Source organism: Acetobacter sp. DmW_125128 (assembly GCF_008704325.1).
Lineage (GTDB): Bacteria > Pseudomonadota > Alphaproteobacteria > Acetobacterales > Acetobacteraceae > Acetobacter > Acetobacter oryzifermentans.
Genome location: NZ_VHOP01000034.1, coordinates 1 through 17,874, shown reverse-complemented (window position 1 = coordinate 17,874; position 17,874 = coordinate 1). Strand labels below are relative to the sequence as shown.

General features: G+C 51.0%; 16 protein-coding genes and 1 tRNA gene. 5 read left to right on the top strand and 12 right to left on the bottom strand.

Annotated features, from left to right (window positions below):
* Genes FKW19_RS10365 through FKW19_RS10355 form a run of 3 tightly spaced genes read right to left on the bottom strand, consistent with a single transcriptional unit; the run spans position 1 to position 3,665 of the window.
* A complete protein-coding gene (locus FKW19_RS10365; RefSeq protein WP_006117220.1) occupies positions 1–975 on the bottom strand; it encodes an ABC transporter permease in 975 nt (324 codons plus the stop codon).
* Positions 976–987: 12 nt separating this feature from the next.
* Entirely contained in the window at positions 988–2,007 is a 1,020-nt protein-coding gene (locus FKW19_RS10360) for an ABC transporter permease (RefSeq protein ID WP_089179140.1), read from the bottom strand.
* Complete coding sequence (locus tag FKW19_RS10355; RefSeq protein WP_116100278.1) at positions 2,004–3,665, bottom strand: ABC transporter substrate-binding protein; 1,662 nt, start codon at positions 3,663–3,665, stop codon at positions 2,004–2,006. Before FKW19_RS10355 ends, FKW19_RS10360 begins: the two co-directional genes overlap by 4 nt.
* Before the next feature lie 213 nt (positions 3,666–3,878).
* Between FKW19_RS10355 and guaB the strand changes: the two genes are divergently transcribed.
* The 3 genes from guaB to FKW19_RS10340 all read left to right on the top strand — a co-directional run bounded on the left by guaB (position 3,879) and on the right by FKW19_RS10340 (position 8,608).
* Positions 3,879–5,357 carry an IMP dehydrogenase gene (gene guaB, locus FKW19_RS10350; RefSeq protein ID WP_035350963.1) on the top strand — a complete coding sequence of 493 codons (1,479 nt, stop codon included), beginning with the start codon at positions 3,879–3,881 and terminating at the stop codon, positions 5,355–5,357.
* A 9-nt stretch (positions 5,358–5,366) separates the two neighbouring features.
* Positions 5,367–6,680: an RsmB/NOP family class I SAM-dependent RNA methyltransferase gene (locus FKW19_RS10345; RefSeq protein ID WP_089179139.1), complete on the top strand. Its 1,314-nt coding sequence runs from the start codon at positions 5,367–5,369 to the stop codon at positions 6,678–6,680.
* A gap of 95 nt (positions 6,681–6,775) precedes the next feature.
* Positions 6,776–8,608: a sodium:proton antiporter gene (locus FKW19_RS10340; RefSeq protein WP_006117215.1), complete on the top strand. Its 1,833-nt coding sequence runs from the start codon at positions 6,776–6,778 to the stop codon at positions 8,606–8,608.
* On the opposite strand, the gene FKW19_RS10335 is transcribed toward FKW19_RS10340, so the two are convergent.
* Entirely contained in the window at positions 8,605–9,120 is a 516-nt protein-coding gene (locus tag FKW19_RS10335; RefSeq protein ID WP_193561043.1) for a L,D-transpeptidase, read from the bottom strand. The genes FKW19_RS10340 and FKW19_RS10335 overlap by 4 nt on opposite strands.
* Before the next feature lie 146 nt (positions 9,121–9,266).
* Here FKW19_RS10335 and FKW19_RS10330 point away from each other — a divergent pair, with 146 nt between their 5' ends.
* The gene (locus tag FKW19_RS10330) at positions 9,267–9,989 is read left to right on the top strand and encodes a response regulator transcription factor (protein WP_003623877.1); all 723 of its coding nucleotides are present in this window, start codon (positions 9,267–9,269) and stop codon (positions 9,987–9,989) included.
* A 575-nt stretch (positions 9,990–10,564) separates the two neighbouring features.
* Here the strand turns inward: FKW19_RS10330 and FKW19_RS10325 are convergent.
* Positions 10,565–10,639 (bottom strand) — tRNA-Val (locus FKW19_RS10325).
* 122 nt (positions 10,640–10,761) lie between these two features.
* On the opposite strand from FKW19_RS10325, the gene FKW19_RS10320 reads away from it, so the two are divergent.
* Positions 10,762–11,493: a YoaK family protein gene (locus FKW19_RS10320; protein WP_035350995.1), complete on the top strand. Its 732-nt coding sequence runs from the start codon at positions 10,762–10,764 to the stop codon at positions 11,491–11,493.
* A gap of 13 nt (positions 11,494–11,506) precedes the next feature.
* Here the strand turns inward: FKW19_RS10320 and trpS are convergent, their stop codons facing one another.
* The 7 genes from trpS to FKW19_RS10285 form a co-directional block, all read right to left on the bottom strand.
* Positions 11,507–12,502, bottom strand: coding sequence for a tryptophan--tRNA ligase (gene trpS / locus FKW19_RS10315; RefSeq protein ID WP_089179138.1), 996 nt, complete (start codon positions 12,500–12,502; stop codon positions 11,507–11,509).
* 33 nt (positions 12,503–12,535) lie between these two features.
* Positions 12,536–13,000 carry a cytochrome c gene (locus tag FKW19_RS10310; protein WP_193561045.1) on the bottom strand — a complete coding sequence of 155 codons (465 nt, stop codon included), beginning with the start codon at positions 12,998–13,000 and terminating at the stop codon, positions 12,536–12,538.
* Between the two features lie 59 nt (positions 13,001–13,059).
* A complete protein-coding gene (locus FKW19_RS10305) occupies positions 13,060–13,557 on the bottom strand; it encodes an FKBP-type peptidyl-prolyl cis-trans isomerase (RefSeq protein ID WP_012813070.1) in 498 nt (165 codons plus the stop codon).
* A gap of 43 nt (positions 13,558–13,600) precedes the next feature.
* Positions 13,601–14,842, bottom strand: coding sequence for an argininosuccinate synthase (locus tag FKW19_RS10300; protein ID WP_089179136.1), 1,242 nt, complete (start codon positions 14,840–14,842; stop codon positions 13,601–13,603).
* Positions 14,843–14,952: 110 nt separating this feature from the next.
* Complete coding sequence (gene rlmN, locus FKW19_RS10295) at positions 14,953–16,179, bottom strand: 23S rRNA (adenine(2503)-C(2))-methyltransferase RlmN (RefSeq protein WP_089179135.1); 1,227 nt, start codon at positions 16,177–16,179, stop codon at positions 14,953–14,955.
* A 121-nt stretch (positions 16,180–16,300) separates the two neighbouring features.
* Entirely contained in the window at positions 16,301–16,882 is a 582-nt protein-coding gene (locus FKW19_RS10290) for a hypothetical protein (RefSeq protein WP_089179134.1), read from the bottom strand.
* A gap of 137 nt (positions 16,883–17,019) precedes the next feature.
* Positions 17,020–17,757 (bottom strand): TlyA family RNA methyltransferase, encoded by a 738-nt coding sequence (locus tag FKW19_RS10285; protein WP_063354169.1) that lies wholly within the window; start codon positions 17,755–17,757, stop codon positions 17,020–17,022.
* Positions 17,758–17,874: the final 117 nt, after the last annotated feature.

The window sequence follows — 17,874 nt, the reverse complement described above, 5'->3', positions numbered from 1 at the left end:
TTAGCGGGCATCGCGCACTCGCGGGTCAAGCAGAAGGTAGATCATATCAACCGCCGCATTTGCCAGCACAACAAATACGGCAGAATACATAACGGTGGCCATAATAAGAGGCAGATCCAGATTGGTAAGGGCCTGATAGGTGAGGCGACCAACTCCAGGCAGCCCGAAAACCACTTCGGTCAACAAAGCACCCCCTCCGACCAACTGAGCAAAATCCATACCGAACAGAGATACAAAGGTAACCATAGCCGTGCGCAGTCCGTGCCGGATAAGAATACGAGAAGGAGAAAGTCCTTTGGCGCGGGCCGTGCGTATAAAATCTTCTCCAGATAGCGCAACAAGGTCTGCCCGCAGCACGCGGCTATAAACTCCAATAAACAAAACTGCCAGCACAACCCATGGAATAACCAAGGCTTTGAACCAGCCCCAAGGGTTTTGTGTAAGCGGCACATAGCCCAGAGCCGGTACCCATGAAAAAAGCCAGGTATCGTGGTAGCGGTTCTGCGTTATCAGGTTTGCAACTTGCCCAAGCCAGAAAACGGGTATGGAAATGCCAATTAACCCCAGCATCATTAGCGTGCGGTCAATCCATGAGCCTTTAAGGGCGGCAGCCAGAGTGCCCATGACAATGGAAACGACAACCCAGATAATGGCCGCACCACATACCAAGGAAACTGTAACCGGTGCCGCGCGTGCAATTTCGGGCACCACCAGTTCGCCTCTATCTGCGTAAGAGGCCAAATCTTGTGTGATGAACAGCTTTTTCATCATGATGGCATATTGAACGGGTAAGGGGCGATCAAACCCGTATTCCTGCCGCACTTTCTGCATGGTCTGAGGCGATGCGTTTTTGCCAGCAATCCGAGCTGTAGGGTCTGCGCCCGGTGTGGCAAAAAATACAGCAAATACTAATGCGGAAATACCGAACAACACGAAAACTGTTTGTCCCACTCGGCGGAGGGCGGCCATCAACATGCGGTGGGCCTCCTATTGTTCGCGGTGGCTGGCATCACGCACATCCAGCGCATCTCGTAGGCCATCGCCTAGAATGTTCAGGGCCAGTACTACAGCTATAATGGCCAAGCCCGGGGCAATGGCCACCATGGGGCGTGTATAAATCAATCCTTCACCATCTTGAATAAGCGTACCCCAAGATGCCGCAGGGGCCTGCACCCCAATGGACAAAAACGAGAGCGCGCTTTCTGCCAGCAAGGACATGGCCATGATAAGCGGCCCAAGAACAACAAGGGTGGAGGTGACGTTGGGGAGAATATCTTGCAGCACAATACGCCAGCGGGGTACGCCAAGGCAGCGTGCGGCCATAACAAACTCAGCTTCCCGCAATGCCATAACCCGTCCCCTAATAGGGCGTGCAGCATAAGGCACATAAACCAGCGCGATAATGCAGATAGGCAAAAGCAGGTTATCAGATTCAATAACAAACGGGCCCAGATGCAGCCCATCACTTACCGTGACAATGGAAAGAGAAATAGCAAACAGATATACGGGAACAGACCACATAATATCCATCATGCGGGAGAGAATGGTATCTATAATGCCACCGCAAAAACCAGCAGTTATTCCGACAGCAGCAGCCATTACAAGGCATAGAACGGCAGAGCAGAACGAAATCAGCAAAGAGTTCCGTCCGCCATAAAGTAACCGCGCGGCAACATCACGCCCCTGGCTATCCGCCCCTAGCATGTAAGCTCCATGCCATGTGGGGCCAATGGGGCTAAGGCCAAGGTGCAATGGGTTATCATTGGGTTGCATGATATCCACTTCCTGCCCACCCACCGTGATGGCACCTGCTACGTTGGAAACGAACGGATCTGTATGTGCAACATAGCGTGCGTAATAAGGCGCAAGCAGGCTGGCTACAGCCAGAAATACCAAAACGGCAAAAGAAAACAGTGCAGAGCGATTATGGCATAGGGACCGCAACGCCATCCGCCAAGGGCCGGGTGGTTTGGTATCTTGCGCAAAAGTGGGGGCGAGATCAGTCATGGAACCTGTAGCTGAGAAAGCAGGATTTCATCATTAAGCGTAATAATTATATTTCGTGTGCGTTTAGAAACCAGCACAACCCTTTTGGTTTGTACAAAAGGCAGCGCAGGGGCCTGTGCCATCAGGGCTTTATCAACCTGAGCCCATGCCGCATTGCTGGCTGTGCGATCTGTTAAGGCAAGCTGGGCAGCGTGGTGCATCATGTCGTCAATATGCGGATCACAAAAGCCGGACATATTGGGTGAATTATCGGAATGGGGATGAAAATTGGAGCACGCAAACAACGTGTCCAGAAAGCTGGCAGCCGATGGGTAATCTGCACTCCACCCACCAATGGAAATCTGCACATGGTTGTCTGAGTTCTGCACAAACGTGAAATGGATGGCCGGGCTGATACTGTGAACTGAAGCCTTGTACCCCAGATTTTCCAATACACTGCGCAAATCTAGTGCAGTATTGTCCGATTTACCGCCAGATGGGGTTACAATAGTTACCCGCATACCCTTGGTGCCACTTTCCTGCACAAGCTGACGGGCTTTTTCCATATCCGGTTTGGCCCATTCTGGTGCAGGGTTTTGAGGGGATGCGCCAGCGGTATAGGAGCAAAAGCGTTCATACCCCGGAGTGCCTTCTGGCAGAAGCTGGCACTGCGGAGATGCAACAGCACTGCCGCCATCGTAAATCACCATAGCATGACGGTTTACCGCGTAATTAAGTGCCTGCCGCACCTTGAGGGATGTAAACGGCGGTTCATTTACATTTAACGTCGCGTAGTAATACAACAGAGGGGTAAAGATATGCACTTGGCCTGCATATTTACTGCCGACCTCACCCAAGCGGTCTAGGGGAACGTTTTCATACATTAGATCGGCTTGGCCATTTTCTACCGCGGTTACAGCGGCTTCTGGCTCCAATCCGAACGTTACTTCTACGTGGTCAGGAAAGCCCGCAGGCTGTGCATTATGCGACCATTCATGAAAATATGGATTCCGCTCAAAACGCATGTGCGTTGTGGGGTTGTAATCTGTAATTTGGTAAGGTCCCGTACCCGGAGGGGCTGTATTACCCATATCATGCGTGGGCGTGCTCGCTGGCAAAATGGCTGCATGAACCCACGCCAGATGTTCCAGAAATTCCGGGTCCGGGTGGCTGAGATGAAATGTAATGGTGTTTGCCGTTGCGTCTGTTTTAATGCCCTCGGCTAAAGTGCAATGGGCTGTGTCTTTCAGGCAGGAATCAGCCCCTTTGATTGCGCTGTAATACGGCCCTGCAGTCGGGCTGCCAGCAGCAAAAATACGCCGGAAAGAAGCCGCCACATCCGCCACGGTTAAAAGTTGCCCGTTGGAGAAGTGAATACCTTTGCGCAAGGTGAGCCTATAGGTCAGCCCGTTATCTTCTGGCTGGGGTACATTTTCTGCCAGATTGGGAATAACGGGTTGCGCGCCTGTTCCTGCAAATTTGGGGTAGGTTAAAAGCGTATCGTAAACAGGCGTTTCAAAAAACTTGGTTAAGCCAATATAGGATATCTGTGGATCAAGCGTGCCCGCTGCGCTGGAAACCAGAATGCGCAGCGTGCCTCCTGTATGTGGAGTTTCCACTGCATGTGCAGCAGCAGGGGCCAGCATAAAACCCCACAGGAAAGGAAGAACACGTTTCATCTCCCGTGTTATGGCCTGTATGTGGGTGTCTTTCAAACTTTCCTCCTCTGCTTTTTTGCATTTACGTTAAAAAAACAGACAGAAGATGCGTGTAACGCTTGCGTTTATGCGTGCATCATCATAAGAGGGAGCGCCAATGGTCGGGTGACCTGCGGCGTAGCGTATGCTTCAGGGTAACCTGCCTTTTTGTATTTCAGCAAGGGTGCCCGCAGCATGACCTCTTCTCCCTATAGCCGTGTTACGGAAGCTCTGGCGTTTGACGATGTGCTGGTTGTGCCGGCTGCATCTGACGTTGTGCCCAGCCAGACAACCGTTCGCACGCATCTCACACGCTCTATTGAACTGAATATTCCGCTGGTTTCCGCCGCGATGGATACGGTTACGGAAGACCAGATGGCTATTGCCATGGCCCAGCAAGGCGGCCTTGGCGTGATCCATAAAAACCTGCAACCAGAAGAACAGGCCGAGCAGGTTCGTCGCGTTAAGCGCTTTGAATCTGGCATGGTAGTGAACCCGGTAACCGTTGGCCCGGATCAGACATTGGCCGAAGTGCGTGATATCATGCACCGCCACGGCATTAGTGGCCTTCCTGTGGTGGAACCCGGCACGCAGAAGCTGGTGGGTATTCTTACCAACCGTGATGCCCGCTTTGCAGTAGATCCCAACCAGCCCGTTTCTGAGTTGATGACCAAAGATCGGCTGATCACGGTTAAAAATGGTGTGGATGCAGATACGGCCCGTCAGTTGCTGCACAAACACCGGATTGAAAAACTGCTGGTGGTTGATGATGCAGACCGTTGCGTAGGTATCATCACTGTTAAAGACATGGATAAGGCTGTAGCCCATCCGCTGGCTATCAAGGATAGCTTGGGCCGCCTGCGCTGTGCGGCTGCAACCGGAGTGGGTGAAGACGGCTTTAGCCGCGCCAAGATGCTGATTGAAGCAGGCGTGGATGTGTTGGTGGTAGATACAGCGCATGGCCATTCTGCCGGTGTTTTGGGGGCGGTTGAACGCCTGAAAGCCTTTGATGCCAATGTGCAGATCGTGGCTGGTAACGTTGCCACGCCAGAAGCTGCACATGCCCTGATTGAAGCTGGTGCAGACTGCGTGAAAATCGGTATCGGCCCGGGTTCCATCTGCACCACACGTATTGTGGCTGGCGTAGGTGTACCTCAGTTCTCTGCCGTGCTTGAAACCTCTCTGGCTTGTAAGGAAAAAGGTATTCCCTGCATTGCAGATGGCGGCATTCGTACATCGGGCGATATCGTAAAGGCCATTGGTGCTGGTGCTGATGTGGTCATGGTGGGGTCATTGCTTGCTGGCACGGAAGAAGCGCCGGGCGAGGTGTTCCTTTATCAGGGGCGTTCTTACAAATCCTACCGTGGCATGGGCAGTCTTGGCGCCATGGCGCGTGGCTCGGCTGATCGGTATTTCCAGCAGGAAGTCAAAGATGCGCTTAAGCTGGTGCCAGAAGGCATTGAAGGCCGCGTGCCTTACAAAGGCAGCATGGCTGCGGTTATTCATCAGCTGGTGGGCGGCCTTAAAGCCGGTATGGGCTATACAGGTTCCCGCGTGCTGAAGGAGCTGCAAGAAGGTGCTCAGTTCCGCCGTATTACCGGTGCGGGCCTGCGTGAAAGCCATGTGCATGATGTTTCCATCACGCGTGAAGCTCCTAATTACCGTCGGGATTGATAACCACATATGACACCTTCAGCCAGGCTTGCGGCCGCTATTGATCTGCTTGCAGCAATGGAAGCCGCCCCGCGCAAACCCGCCGATGCTGTCGCCAACAGCTTTTTTAGAGAGCGGCGCTATATGGGCGGTGGAGACCGCAGAGCCATATCCGGCCTTGTATGGGATGTTATGCGGGCGTGGCGTCGGCTTGGTTGGTGGTTGGAGCAAAAAGGGGAGGTGGCGTCTGCTCGGCTCCGGGCCGGAGCGCGTCTGTTGTTCGATGGTTTCTCTCTTGCAGAGGTAGAGGAAATGTTTGAGCAGGGGCGCTTTGCCGCAGGGGCGTTGACGCGTGGGGAACTTTCAACCCTTACGCCGCTTGCGGGCAAAACTCTGGATAACCCGGAAATGCCTCGTGCTGTTCGGCTGGAACTGCCGGATTGGCTGTTGCCCCATCTGGAAGCAACGTTTGGCGATAAGCTGGAAGAAGAGCTTGCAGCTATGTCCACCCCAGCGCCTCTGGATTTACGGGTGAATATTCTGCGCGGCCCCCGTAAGGAGGCACAACGTAGTCTGGCATGTGAAGGCCTGCATGCTGAACCTACACCGCTTTCTCCGTGGGGGCTGCGTTTACCTGCACGTTTGCCAGTTACAACAAGTGTGGCATTCCGTGATGGGCTGGTGGAAATTCAGGATGAAGGCAGCCAGCTTGTTGCTGCCATAAGTGGCGTTGAACCCCAGATGCGTGTGTTGGATTATTGCGCAGGTGCGGGCGGTAAAACGCTTGCTATGGCCATGATGATGGAAAACAAAGGCCATATTGTTGCATGCGATGTTTCTGCGCCTCGGTTAGAAGGTGCAGTTAAACGCTTGCGGCGTGCAGGCGTGCATAATGTTGAACGGCACTTGCTTGTGCCGGGAGATAAATGGGCCAAACGTCGGGCTGGATCATTCGATCGGGTATTGGTGGATGCACCATGTAGCGGAACGGGCACATGGCGCCGGAATCCAGATGCACGTTTCCGCACTACTGAACAGGATCTGACAGAGTTGTTGGAAAAGCAGGCTGCCATTATGGACCGGGCGGCAGCACTTGTTCGGGCCGGAGGGCGCATGGTGTATGCAACCTGTTCTTTGCTACGCGCAGAAAATATGGACCAGGTTACAGCATTTTTGGCACGCCATCCTGATTTCAGGCTTGTTCCTTCAGGTAGCCCAGAAATGCCGCAGGCCTTGCGTCAGGAAAGCTCCATCAGTTTAAGCCCTCTGCGGGATGGAACAGATGGCTTTTTTGCCGCCGTAATGGAACGTGCCGCGCCAGAAGCTGAGGCAGGTATAGAATAGGAAAACATTTTTAACTGTTCATCTTATTGGTCTTACGCATAATACTGATGCCTGACACATCAGGTTCTACAGACCAATAAGATAAATGGCCTAGCATGACTGAAAGCGTAATTCTTTTTGTTTTTCTCGTGCTGGGCGGCGGTATGCTGGCACAATGGGCGGCTTGGCGGTTCAGGTTACCTGCCATTGTTCTGCTTTTTTCTCTGGGGCTGCTTTTGGGGCCGGGGTTGCAGATCATGCATCCCTCAGAGGTTGCAGGTAGCGCTTTCCACCAAATGGTTTCTTTGGCGGTGGCGCTTATCGTGTTTGAAGGCGGCCTTGCATTAGATTTTCGTCAGTTAAAAGAAGCCGGTGAGGGCGTTTTGCGCCTTACGCTGGTGGCATTGCCGATCAATTTAATTTTAGGCAGCATTGCCGCCCATTATGTTGGGCGTATGGGCTGGGGCCCAGCCTTTTTGTTTGGCGCCATTATTGTGGTTACCGGCCCAACGGTTGTTTTGCCCCTGTTACGCCATGCCAAGCTGAAACCGCGCATTGCAGCCTTTCTGCGGTGGGAAGCTATTTTGAATGACCCCGTAGGTGCCATTCTGGCCACGTTAGTGCTGGAAGTGTTGCTTATGCAGCCGGGTGAGGGGTCTGGCACATTTTTTGTATCTATCATCCCGCATATGCTGATGAGCGCTACATTGATGATTGCGCTTGGCATTGGTGCGGCATGGTTTGTCCGGTGGCTGTGCATACGGGATTTAATGCCCGATCTTCTGAAAATGCCGATACTGCTTAGTCTTGCGCTGATTCTCTACGTTATCGGCACTTTAACCATGGATGGGGCTGGGCTAATTGCCTCTACCGTGTTCGGCATGGCTTTGGTTAATCTGCGTATTCCCGGTATGGCGGAAATCCAGCGGATGAAAGAAGCGCTGGTGGTGCTCATTGTCTCCATCCTGTTCATTATGCTTACAGCCGATCTGACACGAAGTGAGCTTGCTGGTTTGTCATGGTCTATTGGGGCTTTAACGCTAGCAGTGCTGTTTGTGGTCAGGCCTTTGGGTATTTGGTTGGCTACCATAGGTTCCAGTCTAAGCCGGGCCGAACGGTTATTTATGGGGTGGATTGCACCGCGTGGGATTGTGGCGGCGGCAGTTGCAGGTGCCGCCGGGATACGATTGCAGGATGCAGGTTACCCTGGGGCTTCTCAGGTTATGCCGGCTGTTTTTGCCGTTATTGCCTCCACCATGATTTTGCATGGTTTTTCCCTTATTCCGCTAGGTCGCCGGTTGCATCTTACGCTTTCCAATCAACCAGCGCTGGCCATTGTGGGGGCCAATGATTGGTCCACACAGTTGGCTGTGGCAGTGCACGCCGTAGGCACACCTGTGTTGCTGGTGGATAGTTCTTTGGGTGATTTACGCCCAGCCGAGCTTGCTGGTGTGCCTGTTTTATGTGCTGAAGTTTTATCGGAAGAAGGCACAGAAAATTTGGAGGAGCGCCCGGCTGATTATCTTATTTCAGCCACGCCAGATGCCATTTACAATGGGCTGGTCTGTGCACATCTGGCTCCCCATTTTGGGCGGCAGAGAGTTTATCAGGTCAGCCCCGGCATTGCGCGGCTGGATCAGTACCGCGGGTTTAGCCGGGAAGCGCGCGGAAAGGTTTTGGGGCAGCCTGCGTGGAATTTTACCGTGTTGGAAGCGCTGGTGAGCCAAGGCTGGCATTTTGTTGCGATAGAAGTTACCGAAGCTAATCAGGATTATCTGCTGAGTGAAAGCAGCCATTTCCTGTTGTTTCTGGTGCTTCAGAAAGATGCGGCCATCACGATTGTATCGGCAGAGGATGAGCCACAACCAACTTTAACACCAGGATACGTGGCAATAGGGTTGGTTGCACCGGAACAAATAGCCAAGCCTGCTTCTGGCAATGCGGCTTAACGTGGCTGGTGAATGGTTATTTCTGTAGCCCCTGCAGCCAGCACAAAGCGTAGGTCTGCTTCTGTTAGGGCAACGCATCCTTCAGTTGGTGTTTTGTTGGGGCGTTGCAGATGCATAAAAATGGCAGAACCTTTGCCGGGTTCTGCGGGGCAATCGTTATAACCAATCACAACAATCAGATCATATACAGCATCTTCACGCCACAGTATTTCATGGCGGAAAGAAGAGGGTAGCTGGATGTGCTGGTTATAGCAGGATGATGATGGATCATCACACCATCCATCCTGTGGGTTTAAAGGGATAACAGGCAGCGCTGCTTGTGGTTTTATAATCCGGTCAGCCCGATAAAATACTTGCCGTAGGGGAAAGGTTCCCAGTGGTGTTGCCAGATCCCCTTCGTGCTTATGGTGCGTTACGCCATTCTTGCCGATAATGGCGCTCATGCTTTTGTGTCTGCAATGCAGTTGTGCATCCATATTGCTGTTTACTGTTGGCCAGACGTGTATCATCATAAACAATCTTACCCCTGCTTTATGGCTTTCGCGTGAGGTTGACGTATCATGCCAGAAAGTGGTTTCGATACGATTCGTTTTGTGATCGTGCAGGAAGCAGGCCAAGGCAGCCGAGCCAGAGGGCTGACATAAGGAGACGATGTTCCATGACGGGTGCGCGCCCAATTTTGGTTGTAGATGACGATCAGGTCATTCGCAGAACACTGGCAGAGCAGTTGCAGTTGGATGGGGAATTTCAGGTTCTGGAGGCGGCAACATTGGCCGAAGCCCGCCAGAAGCTGAAGGAACCAGATGCGCGATGTGATGCCATTCTGCTGGACGTAACGCTACCAGATGGAGATGGGCGCGATTTTTGTGCAGAACTGCGCAAGGATGGCTTGCGTATGCCCGTTATCATGCTCACAGGATCAGATGATGAATCTGATATTGTAAAAGGGCTTGATGCTGGAGCTAATGATTACGTTGCCAAGCCTTTCCGTATTGCAGAACTTCTGGCCAGATTGCGGGCGCAGCTCAGACTGTTTGAAAACAGTGAAGATGCAGTGTTTTCCATTGGTCCATATACGTTCCGCCCTTCTGCTAAACTGTTGCAGGAACCGGCTAAAAACCGTCGCATTCGTTTGACGGAAAAAGAAACGGCTATTCTCAAGTTTCTTTATCGTGCAGGAACGCGCCCAGTGCCTCGGCAGGTTTTGCTGAATGAGGTGTGGGGATATAATGCAGCGGTAACAACACATACGCTGGAAACGCATATTTACCGCCTTCGCCAGAAGATCGAGCCAGATCCAGCTCATGCATCCTTGCTGGTAACAGAGGGAGGGGGGTATCGGCTTAACCCTGAACCAGAAGTTGCGACAACAGCCGTTTGATTCTTGCTAAATTGAAAATAGATTCAATTTCTAACGGTTTCGTAATTTAAATTATATTAGGAAAGCCCTCCAACCTTGGAGGGCTTTTTTATTATGAACGGTTGAGATGCTACATTCTGCCGTAAAAATCATGTCATCGTATGCAAATTCCATTCCAACCCTTGAAAGGCCATGTTCAGATCGAAATGGAACTCCTCATTCTGATTACGGCCAAGCTGAACCTACGATAGGATATGCCATGCGACTGAGGTTTGGCGTCTATATCCCTCTGCATTACCTGCTGCTGTCTAGTCGCAGCTCTCAGTTTTGCTGGTGTTAGTTTCTGATGAGCGTTCCCAGAAACGACTTTCCTCGTGAGATCGAGGGGAGGGCTCAGACATTAGGAAGAGGATAGCAGCTTATCACCTCGTGAATCTCATGCGGATTGGGGATGGGTGCAAGGATGCGAATTATGCACCAGTTTTGCACAACTTTGGCAACGATTTACCGATTCTAAGTGGGACAAAATGGGACTAAATAGAACACATTAATGTTCCATAATTCGCCCAAAACCCGCAGGAAACTAGGAAAAACCGTGGTGGGTGCGACAGGGATTGAACCTGTGACCCCCGCCGTGTGAAGGCGATGCTCTACCGCTGAGCTACGCACCCGGTTTATGGGAGCTTAATATCTGCCTCCAAGACATTTGGCAAGGGGCTTCTCATATAAAAAGTGTAAAAAAAACAGGGCAATGGCATTGCTTTGCATCATTAAAGCAGAGAAATTCTTAGTCATGCTTTTGCGAGAAAAAAGTCAGCGCAGTTTTCAGATGAACCGGCAACTCGGCAGCTCTCTTGCTGTGGTGGCAGGAACTGTAAATGTGCTTGGCTTTCTGCAGTTTGGATATTACTGCGCCAATATGACAGGCAATGCGTCTAGTCTGGCTCTAAAAATCAATGCCTTGGATGTTAGATCTGCCTTTTTATGTTTTGCTTTAATTGCAAGTTTTGTTCTGGGCGCCATTGTCTGCACCGTTTTAGTTAATATGGGGCGTCGGAAAGGATGGGGCGCTGTATATGCTTTCAGTTTGGTTTTAGAGGCAGCTATCCTTGTAACTTTAGGTATAAAATCTGCTTGGTTTGCACAGGCGGGAGTGCCAGATGGGGGCGCTACGTTGGTTTTAAGTTTTGTCATGGGGCTACAAAATGCCACAGTCACGCGCATTTCGGGGTCTGTTGTACGTACCACCCATGTTACCGGAATGTTGACAGACCTTGGGATAGAAATATCAGATTGGCTTGAATCTTTTTACCATCATGTTGATGATGAATATTTGGATGTTATTAAAAAACGCTTATGGTTACATGCGCAAATTGTATTTTGTTTTATTGTAGGAGGTATTTTAGGGGCTGTAGGCTACATGCATTGCAAAAAATATATTTTATTTATAGTCGCAATTATTCTGGTAGCTTTGGCGGCGCCGGGCATTATTGAAAATGCCCGAACATCCGCACGCAAAACATAGTCTCAGATTGCGTTTATTTGAGAAAACCAACAAGTTTTTCAGCTTCAGAAACAATAGGCTCCGCAATGCTTTGCGCGCGTTGTGCACCAGAGTGCAGAGTATTCAGCAAATAGCTTTTATCTTGCAAAAGCCGTGTAGTTTCTTGCCCGATAGGAGCAATAGCGTTGACAACAATTTCTGTCAGCACGGCTTTAAATGGTCCAAAACCTTGGCCTGCATGCTCTTTTAGTACCTGCTCGGTAGGAATATCTGCCAAGGCAGCATAAATGGAAACCAGATTTTTTGCTTCCGGGCGATCTGCAAGGTCAGAAATATCTTCGGGTAGGGGGGCTGAGTCTGTTTTTGCACGGCGAATTTTTAAGGCAATCGCATCGGCATCGTCCGTTAATTCAATCCGGCTTTGTGCAGAAGGGTCGGATTTGGACATCTTTTTGGTGCCATCACGCAAGCTCATGATGCGCGCGGCTGTAGGTGGAATAAGAGGTGCTACCTGCGGAAAAAACTCTACCTTGTAATCATGGTTGAATTTTTGGGCGATATCATTGGTGAGTTCCAGATGCTGCTTCTGGTCTTCACCTACAGGAACATGCGTGGCTTTATAGGCTAAAATATCGGCAGCCATAAGGTTGGGGTAAACATATAGACCGGCCGAATGATTTTCGCGGTCTTTTCCGGCTTTATCCTTAAATTGCGTCATACGGTTCAGCCAGCCGATCCGTGCAACACAATTAAAAATCCATGCCAGTCGCGCATGGGCAGAAACAGCAGACTGGTTGAAGAGAATATGCTTATCAGCATCAATGCCCGCAGCAAGCAGGATAGCGGCTTGTGTTAAGGTATGTTCGCGTAGTTTTTCTGGGTCCTGCCACACAGTAATGGCGTGCATATCTACAAGGCAGAAAATGCACTCATAGTTTGCCTGTAAATGAACCCAGTTTCGAATTGCCCCCAGATAATTACCAAGTTGGGGAACACCAGAAGGCTGAATACCAGAAAAAATACGCTGCATAAGAAAAGTATCACCGCATGTTATAGGGACAGATTATGGGATTGGATGTATGCGATCCAGTTCTTCCCGCTCGTCTGCAACTTTACCGGCCGATTTCCGATCAGCCCGTGCGGTTGCAATGTCTGCCGCGCTTATTGTTGGGGCAGGTTTTAGGTTTCCGCGCTGAGAAAGCCAAGTCAGAATAGCGGCAACTTCTTCATCTTTAAGGTAGCGGAAAGGGGGCATTTCTGCGCTATAAGCCGCCCCATGAGCCTTAATAGGCCCGCTTACACCATTCATAAGCACATCGGCCAGATATCTGCGCCCTTCTGGGGTGCTGGCAATATGGTCAATGCGGTTGACAAGAGGCGGAACAGCGCCGGGCATACCATCGCCACCATGATGGCAAATACCACAATTGGTACCGTAAAGGCTGGAGCCGCTTTTAGGAGAACAAGCCGCTACCAAAAGCAACATGCCGCCACATAAAAGACGATACGCAAAGCGTGAAGAAAACATGGGCAAAAACCCAAGCGGGTTCTTGAAACCAAGAACCCGCATTATCATAAGGGTTTATATCAGGGCGAATTGTGTGCATGTTCCACACCCAAAAGCTGGATGCGGAAAATTAGCGGGCTATCTGAAGGAATAATGCCCATGGATTTATGCCCATACCCAAGTTCTGGCGGAACATACAACATCCATGTATCACCCACATGCATCAAGGGCAGAGCTTCCATCCAGCCCTGGATCAGGCCAGCAAGAGGCATCTGCATATAGGCACCGCTACCATGCTGGTCTGAGCTGTCAAAGATGGAGCCGTCTGGCAGACGCCCTTCATAAATAAGCATCATGCCATCACCCGGGCGTGGTTGTTCACCATCCTTGGGGCCAGATTCCAGCACTTTATAAGCCAAGCCATCTTTCAGAACGGTTACGCCAGGTGCAGAGCGCAGCTTTTCCATCTGCTGAGCAGGCGTAAGTTCCTGTTCTTCCTTGTGAGAACCACAGGCCGTAAGAGATACGGCCAAGCTGGCCGCAAGCATGCAGGGGATAAGAGAAAAGCGACGGATCATGATTTTCTTCAACACCTTCTGATGGATGGTGGAAAGGGGTGCCTTACAGGGCGCCACCTTTACGCCCGATCTGCGCACCAAGGCGCAGGCGCAGTGCATTTAGCTTAATAAAGCCTTGAGCATCCTGCTGGTTATATGCGCCTTCATCATCTTCAAACGTTACAACGCGCGCATCATACAGGCTGTTGGGGCTTTCACGCCCAACGCAGATAACATTGCCTTTGTAAAGTTTGAGACGAACACGCCCCGTAACAGAATGCTGGGAGGCATCGATAAGAGCTTGCAGCATCCGCCGTTCTGGAGAGAACCAGAGGCCATTATACAGAATGGAAGCGTAGCGCGGCATCAGGCTATCTTTAAGATGCATGGCTTCGCGATCCAGCGTGATGGATTCCATGCTACGATGCGCAGCAAGCAGGATGGTGCCGCCGGGTGTTTCATAAATCCCGCGGGATTTCATGCCAACAAAGCGGTTTTCCACCATATCCAAACGGCCAATACCGTTTTCTTTACCCAACTCGTTCAGACGTGTCAGCAATGTGGCTGGAGACATAGCCACGCCGTTAATGGCAACGGGGTCACCGCTTACAAAATCCATGGTGATTTCTGTGGGCTTATCCGGCGCGGCTTCTGGAGAGATTGTGCGCTGGAACACAATTTCTTCTGGAGCAACGGCAGGGTCTTCCAGAACTTTTCCTTCGGAAGAAGAATGCAGCAGGTTGGCATCTACAGAGAAGGGGGCTTCACCACGCTTGTCTTTGGCAATCGGAATCTGATTTTCTTCAGCAAAGGCCAGCAGACGTGTGCGGGATGTCAGATCCCATTCCCGCCAAGGGGCAATAACTGTGATGTCTGGCTTAAGGGCGTAATATGCCAGCTCAAAGCGAACCTGATCGTTGCCTTTGCCCGTTGCGCCATGTGCCACGGCATCTGCACCAACGGCTTCTGCAATTTCAATCTGGCGCTGAGCAATCAAAGGGCGCGCAATGGATGTGCCCAGAAGATACTGGCCTTCATACAGGGTGTTGGCCCGGAACATGGGAAAAACAAAGTCTTTCACAAATGTCTCGCGTAAATCTTCAACGAAGATTTCCTTTACGCCAAACATTTCCGCTTTTTTGCGGGCAGGCTCCAGTTCTTCCCCCTGGCCCAGATCAGCCGTAAAGGTAACAACCTCGCAACCATAGGTCTTCTGGAGCCAGCGGAGGATAACAGATGTATCCAAGCCACCGGAGTAAGCCAGCACAACCTTTTTGACGTCTTTCCGGGCGGAAGTCGGGCCCATGAGGCAGATCTCCTGATATATAAATCTGTAACTATGGCTTTCCTCCTATCACTGCAGGAGGCGCGTAACCAGAGTGCATTCACCCACGAAGGGCTGTTTGTGTGGAAAAATTACTCTAAAACAGGTGTCGAACCTGCGCGTGCACGTTCACTTGCCGTTTTTAATTGCCCACAGGCAGCCAGAATATCCCGACCACGAGGCGTGCGAATTGGGGATGCAAATCCTGCATTCATAACAATTTCTGCAAATCGGTTCTGCTGTTCACGCGTGGAAGGTTTGTAAGCGCTGCCGGGCCACGGATTGAAGGGGATGAGGTTGACTTTTGCGGGAATGCCGGAAATCAGGCGTACCAACTCACGTGCATCGGCTTCGCTGTCATTCACGCCGCGCAGCATAATATATTCGAATGTAATGCGGCGGGCATTACTGGCTGCGGGGTAGCGCCTGCAAGCTGCCAGCACTTCCTCAATTGGATATTTCCTATTGAGCGGCACAATTTCATCACGCAGGTCATTCCGGACTGCGTGTAGGGAGACCGCCAGATTGATCCCCAGTTCATCACCACACCGATCCATCAGAGGCACAACGCCGGACGTAGAAAGTGTGATACGCCGGCGGGAGAGCCCAATACCTTCGCCATCCATAATAATTTTCATGGCTTTAGCAACATTCTCATAATTATAGAGCGGCTCTCCCATGCCCATCAGCACGATAGTAGAGAGAAGGCGCGGGGTTTCGCCTTTCGGGCTGGGCCATTCTCCGTAGGAATCCCGTGCAGCCATGAACTGGCTGACAATTTCTGCCGCGCCGAGGTTACGCGCCAGCTTTTGCGTGCCTGTATGGCAAAAAGTGCAGGAAAGAGTGCATCCCACTTGCGATGAAATGCACACAGCGCCCCGATCTTCACGCCGATCAGGAATGTAAACGGTTTCAGCTTCCTGCCCATCGCGAAAACGGAACAGAAATTTACGTGTGTTATCCGATGATGTTTGAACCGTTGCAGCTTCTGGGCGCCCAATAATAAATCGTTCAGCCAATTTCTGCTGAAGAGGCTTGGCAATTGTGCTCATCCGCGAAAAATCTGTCACACCCTGATGATAAATCCAGTGCCAGAGTTGCTTGGTGCGGAAGGGTTTTTCGCCAATTTCTATCAGAATATCCGTGAGTTCATCGCGTGAAAGCCCAACCAAATCTCTTCGTCCATCGGATAAAGTGGCGGATGGGGGGCTAAAAAGCGCAGCCTTGGCCAGAATGCGTGAACGTTCTTCCGCGTTCAGATCGGTAAGGGCTGAACTGTTAGCGTTAGCTGATGTGGAAGTATAAGTGCGCGAAGACATTACGGATATGCTGCTACAAAAAAGGAAGGGAAAGTGGATATAACAAAAAAAGAGGCTGATAGATACCAGCCTCTTTTATATATGCGCATTCGTATCTGTTGTAGGCAGCAGCCTTTACACGTTAGTTGCTTTCCTTCAGGGCGGAACGCAGCCATGGGGCAATGGTAATTTTTGAAGCGTCTATGCCATCCAGAATCATGCCAATGGTTTGTGCGGAATATGAATCGGGTTTGGTATCCGAAGAAATAGGAAAGGCTGGTCGGGTAATTTCCAAAGTCATGGCAGGTTCTGCCGTGTCTGCTGAGTTTGCGCTGGCAGGGGTAAAACCATCGGTCTGAATATTAGCAGAGACGGTAACTTCCCGCGCATCGGGGTTCTGTCCAAAATATAGATACGCGTATGTTGCAGCAGCAGAAAGAACATCTTTCATGGCTAACCGATAGCGATTATTCGTATTAGAATCATGCGCTTGTAGTGTTGCAGGATCTGCCTGAATTGAAAGTGTACCTGCACTTATATCATCATGCAGGATTAACCCATCCTGTTCGTATCCACGCAAAAGCGTATTACCAACTTCAGTCGCCTGCATATTTTGGGTAGGGGCAGAAGTGTGGGATGCAGAATGAAAAACTGGAGCCGCCAATGCGTGACCGCTTGTAAATGCAAGGCAGGCGACGCCAAACAGACCTGCAATTTTGCGCATAAGATGCTTGCCCTTATTCCTAGTGATAACGTGTAGAAGGATCACAAAGAAATGTGGCAAAAAAATTGATGTGCTGCCATGCAAAAAAGGCAGGGAAACCTGAAAATTTAATTTAGTGTTATAATCAGCCGTCTTAGCTAGACGCGCTGAGCCGCAATAAGAAACTCTCTATTTCCTTCTGGTCCGGTAATAGGGCTGGGTTCAATCCCCAGCACTTTCCAGCCGGGAAGACTACTCCACCAAGAAAAAATGGTTTCGCAAACGGCATCATGCACGGCAGGATCGCGCACAACGCCTTTGGCACCTATTTGATCACGCCCGGCTTCAAACTGAGGTTTGATTAACGCAACAGCCCAAGCGTTTTCCGTGGTAAGAGCCAGCGCGGCAGGGAGCACCGTGCGCAGGCCGATAAAACTTGCATCACACACAACTACGGAAGGGGCTTCCGGTATGGTTGTCTTATCCAGGTACCGGGCGTTGCATTTTTCCAGCACAGTTACGCGTGGGTCAGACCGCAATTTCCATGCAAGTTGTCCGTGGCCAACATCAACTGCGTAAACATGCTTGGCATCGTGGGTAAGAAGTACGTCTGTAAACCCGCCGGTTGAAGCACCAACATCCAAGCAGATACGCCCTTCTGGAGAAAGGCTAAAATGCTCAATGGCATGAGCCAACTTGCAGCCGCCACGAGACACCCAAGGATGTTCCTGCCCACGCACTTGCAACGGTGCATCTTCAGGAATCTGATCTCCGGCTTTGGCTACGCGTTTTTCACCAGAAAACACAAGCCCAGCCATAATCAGAGCTTGTGCTTTGGTGCGGCTTTCAACCAGCCCCCTGTCTACAAGGAGCTGGTCAACACGACGTCGTGCCATATCAAATCAGGCCATCTGTTCCGAAAAATTAATGCCCAATGCGCTTAGAGCTGTTCCGACGATGTGCGGAGCGGAGAGCCCTGCCTCGGCATATTGGGCGGCCTGAGTGTTATGGTC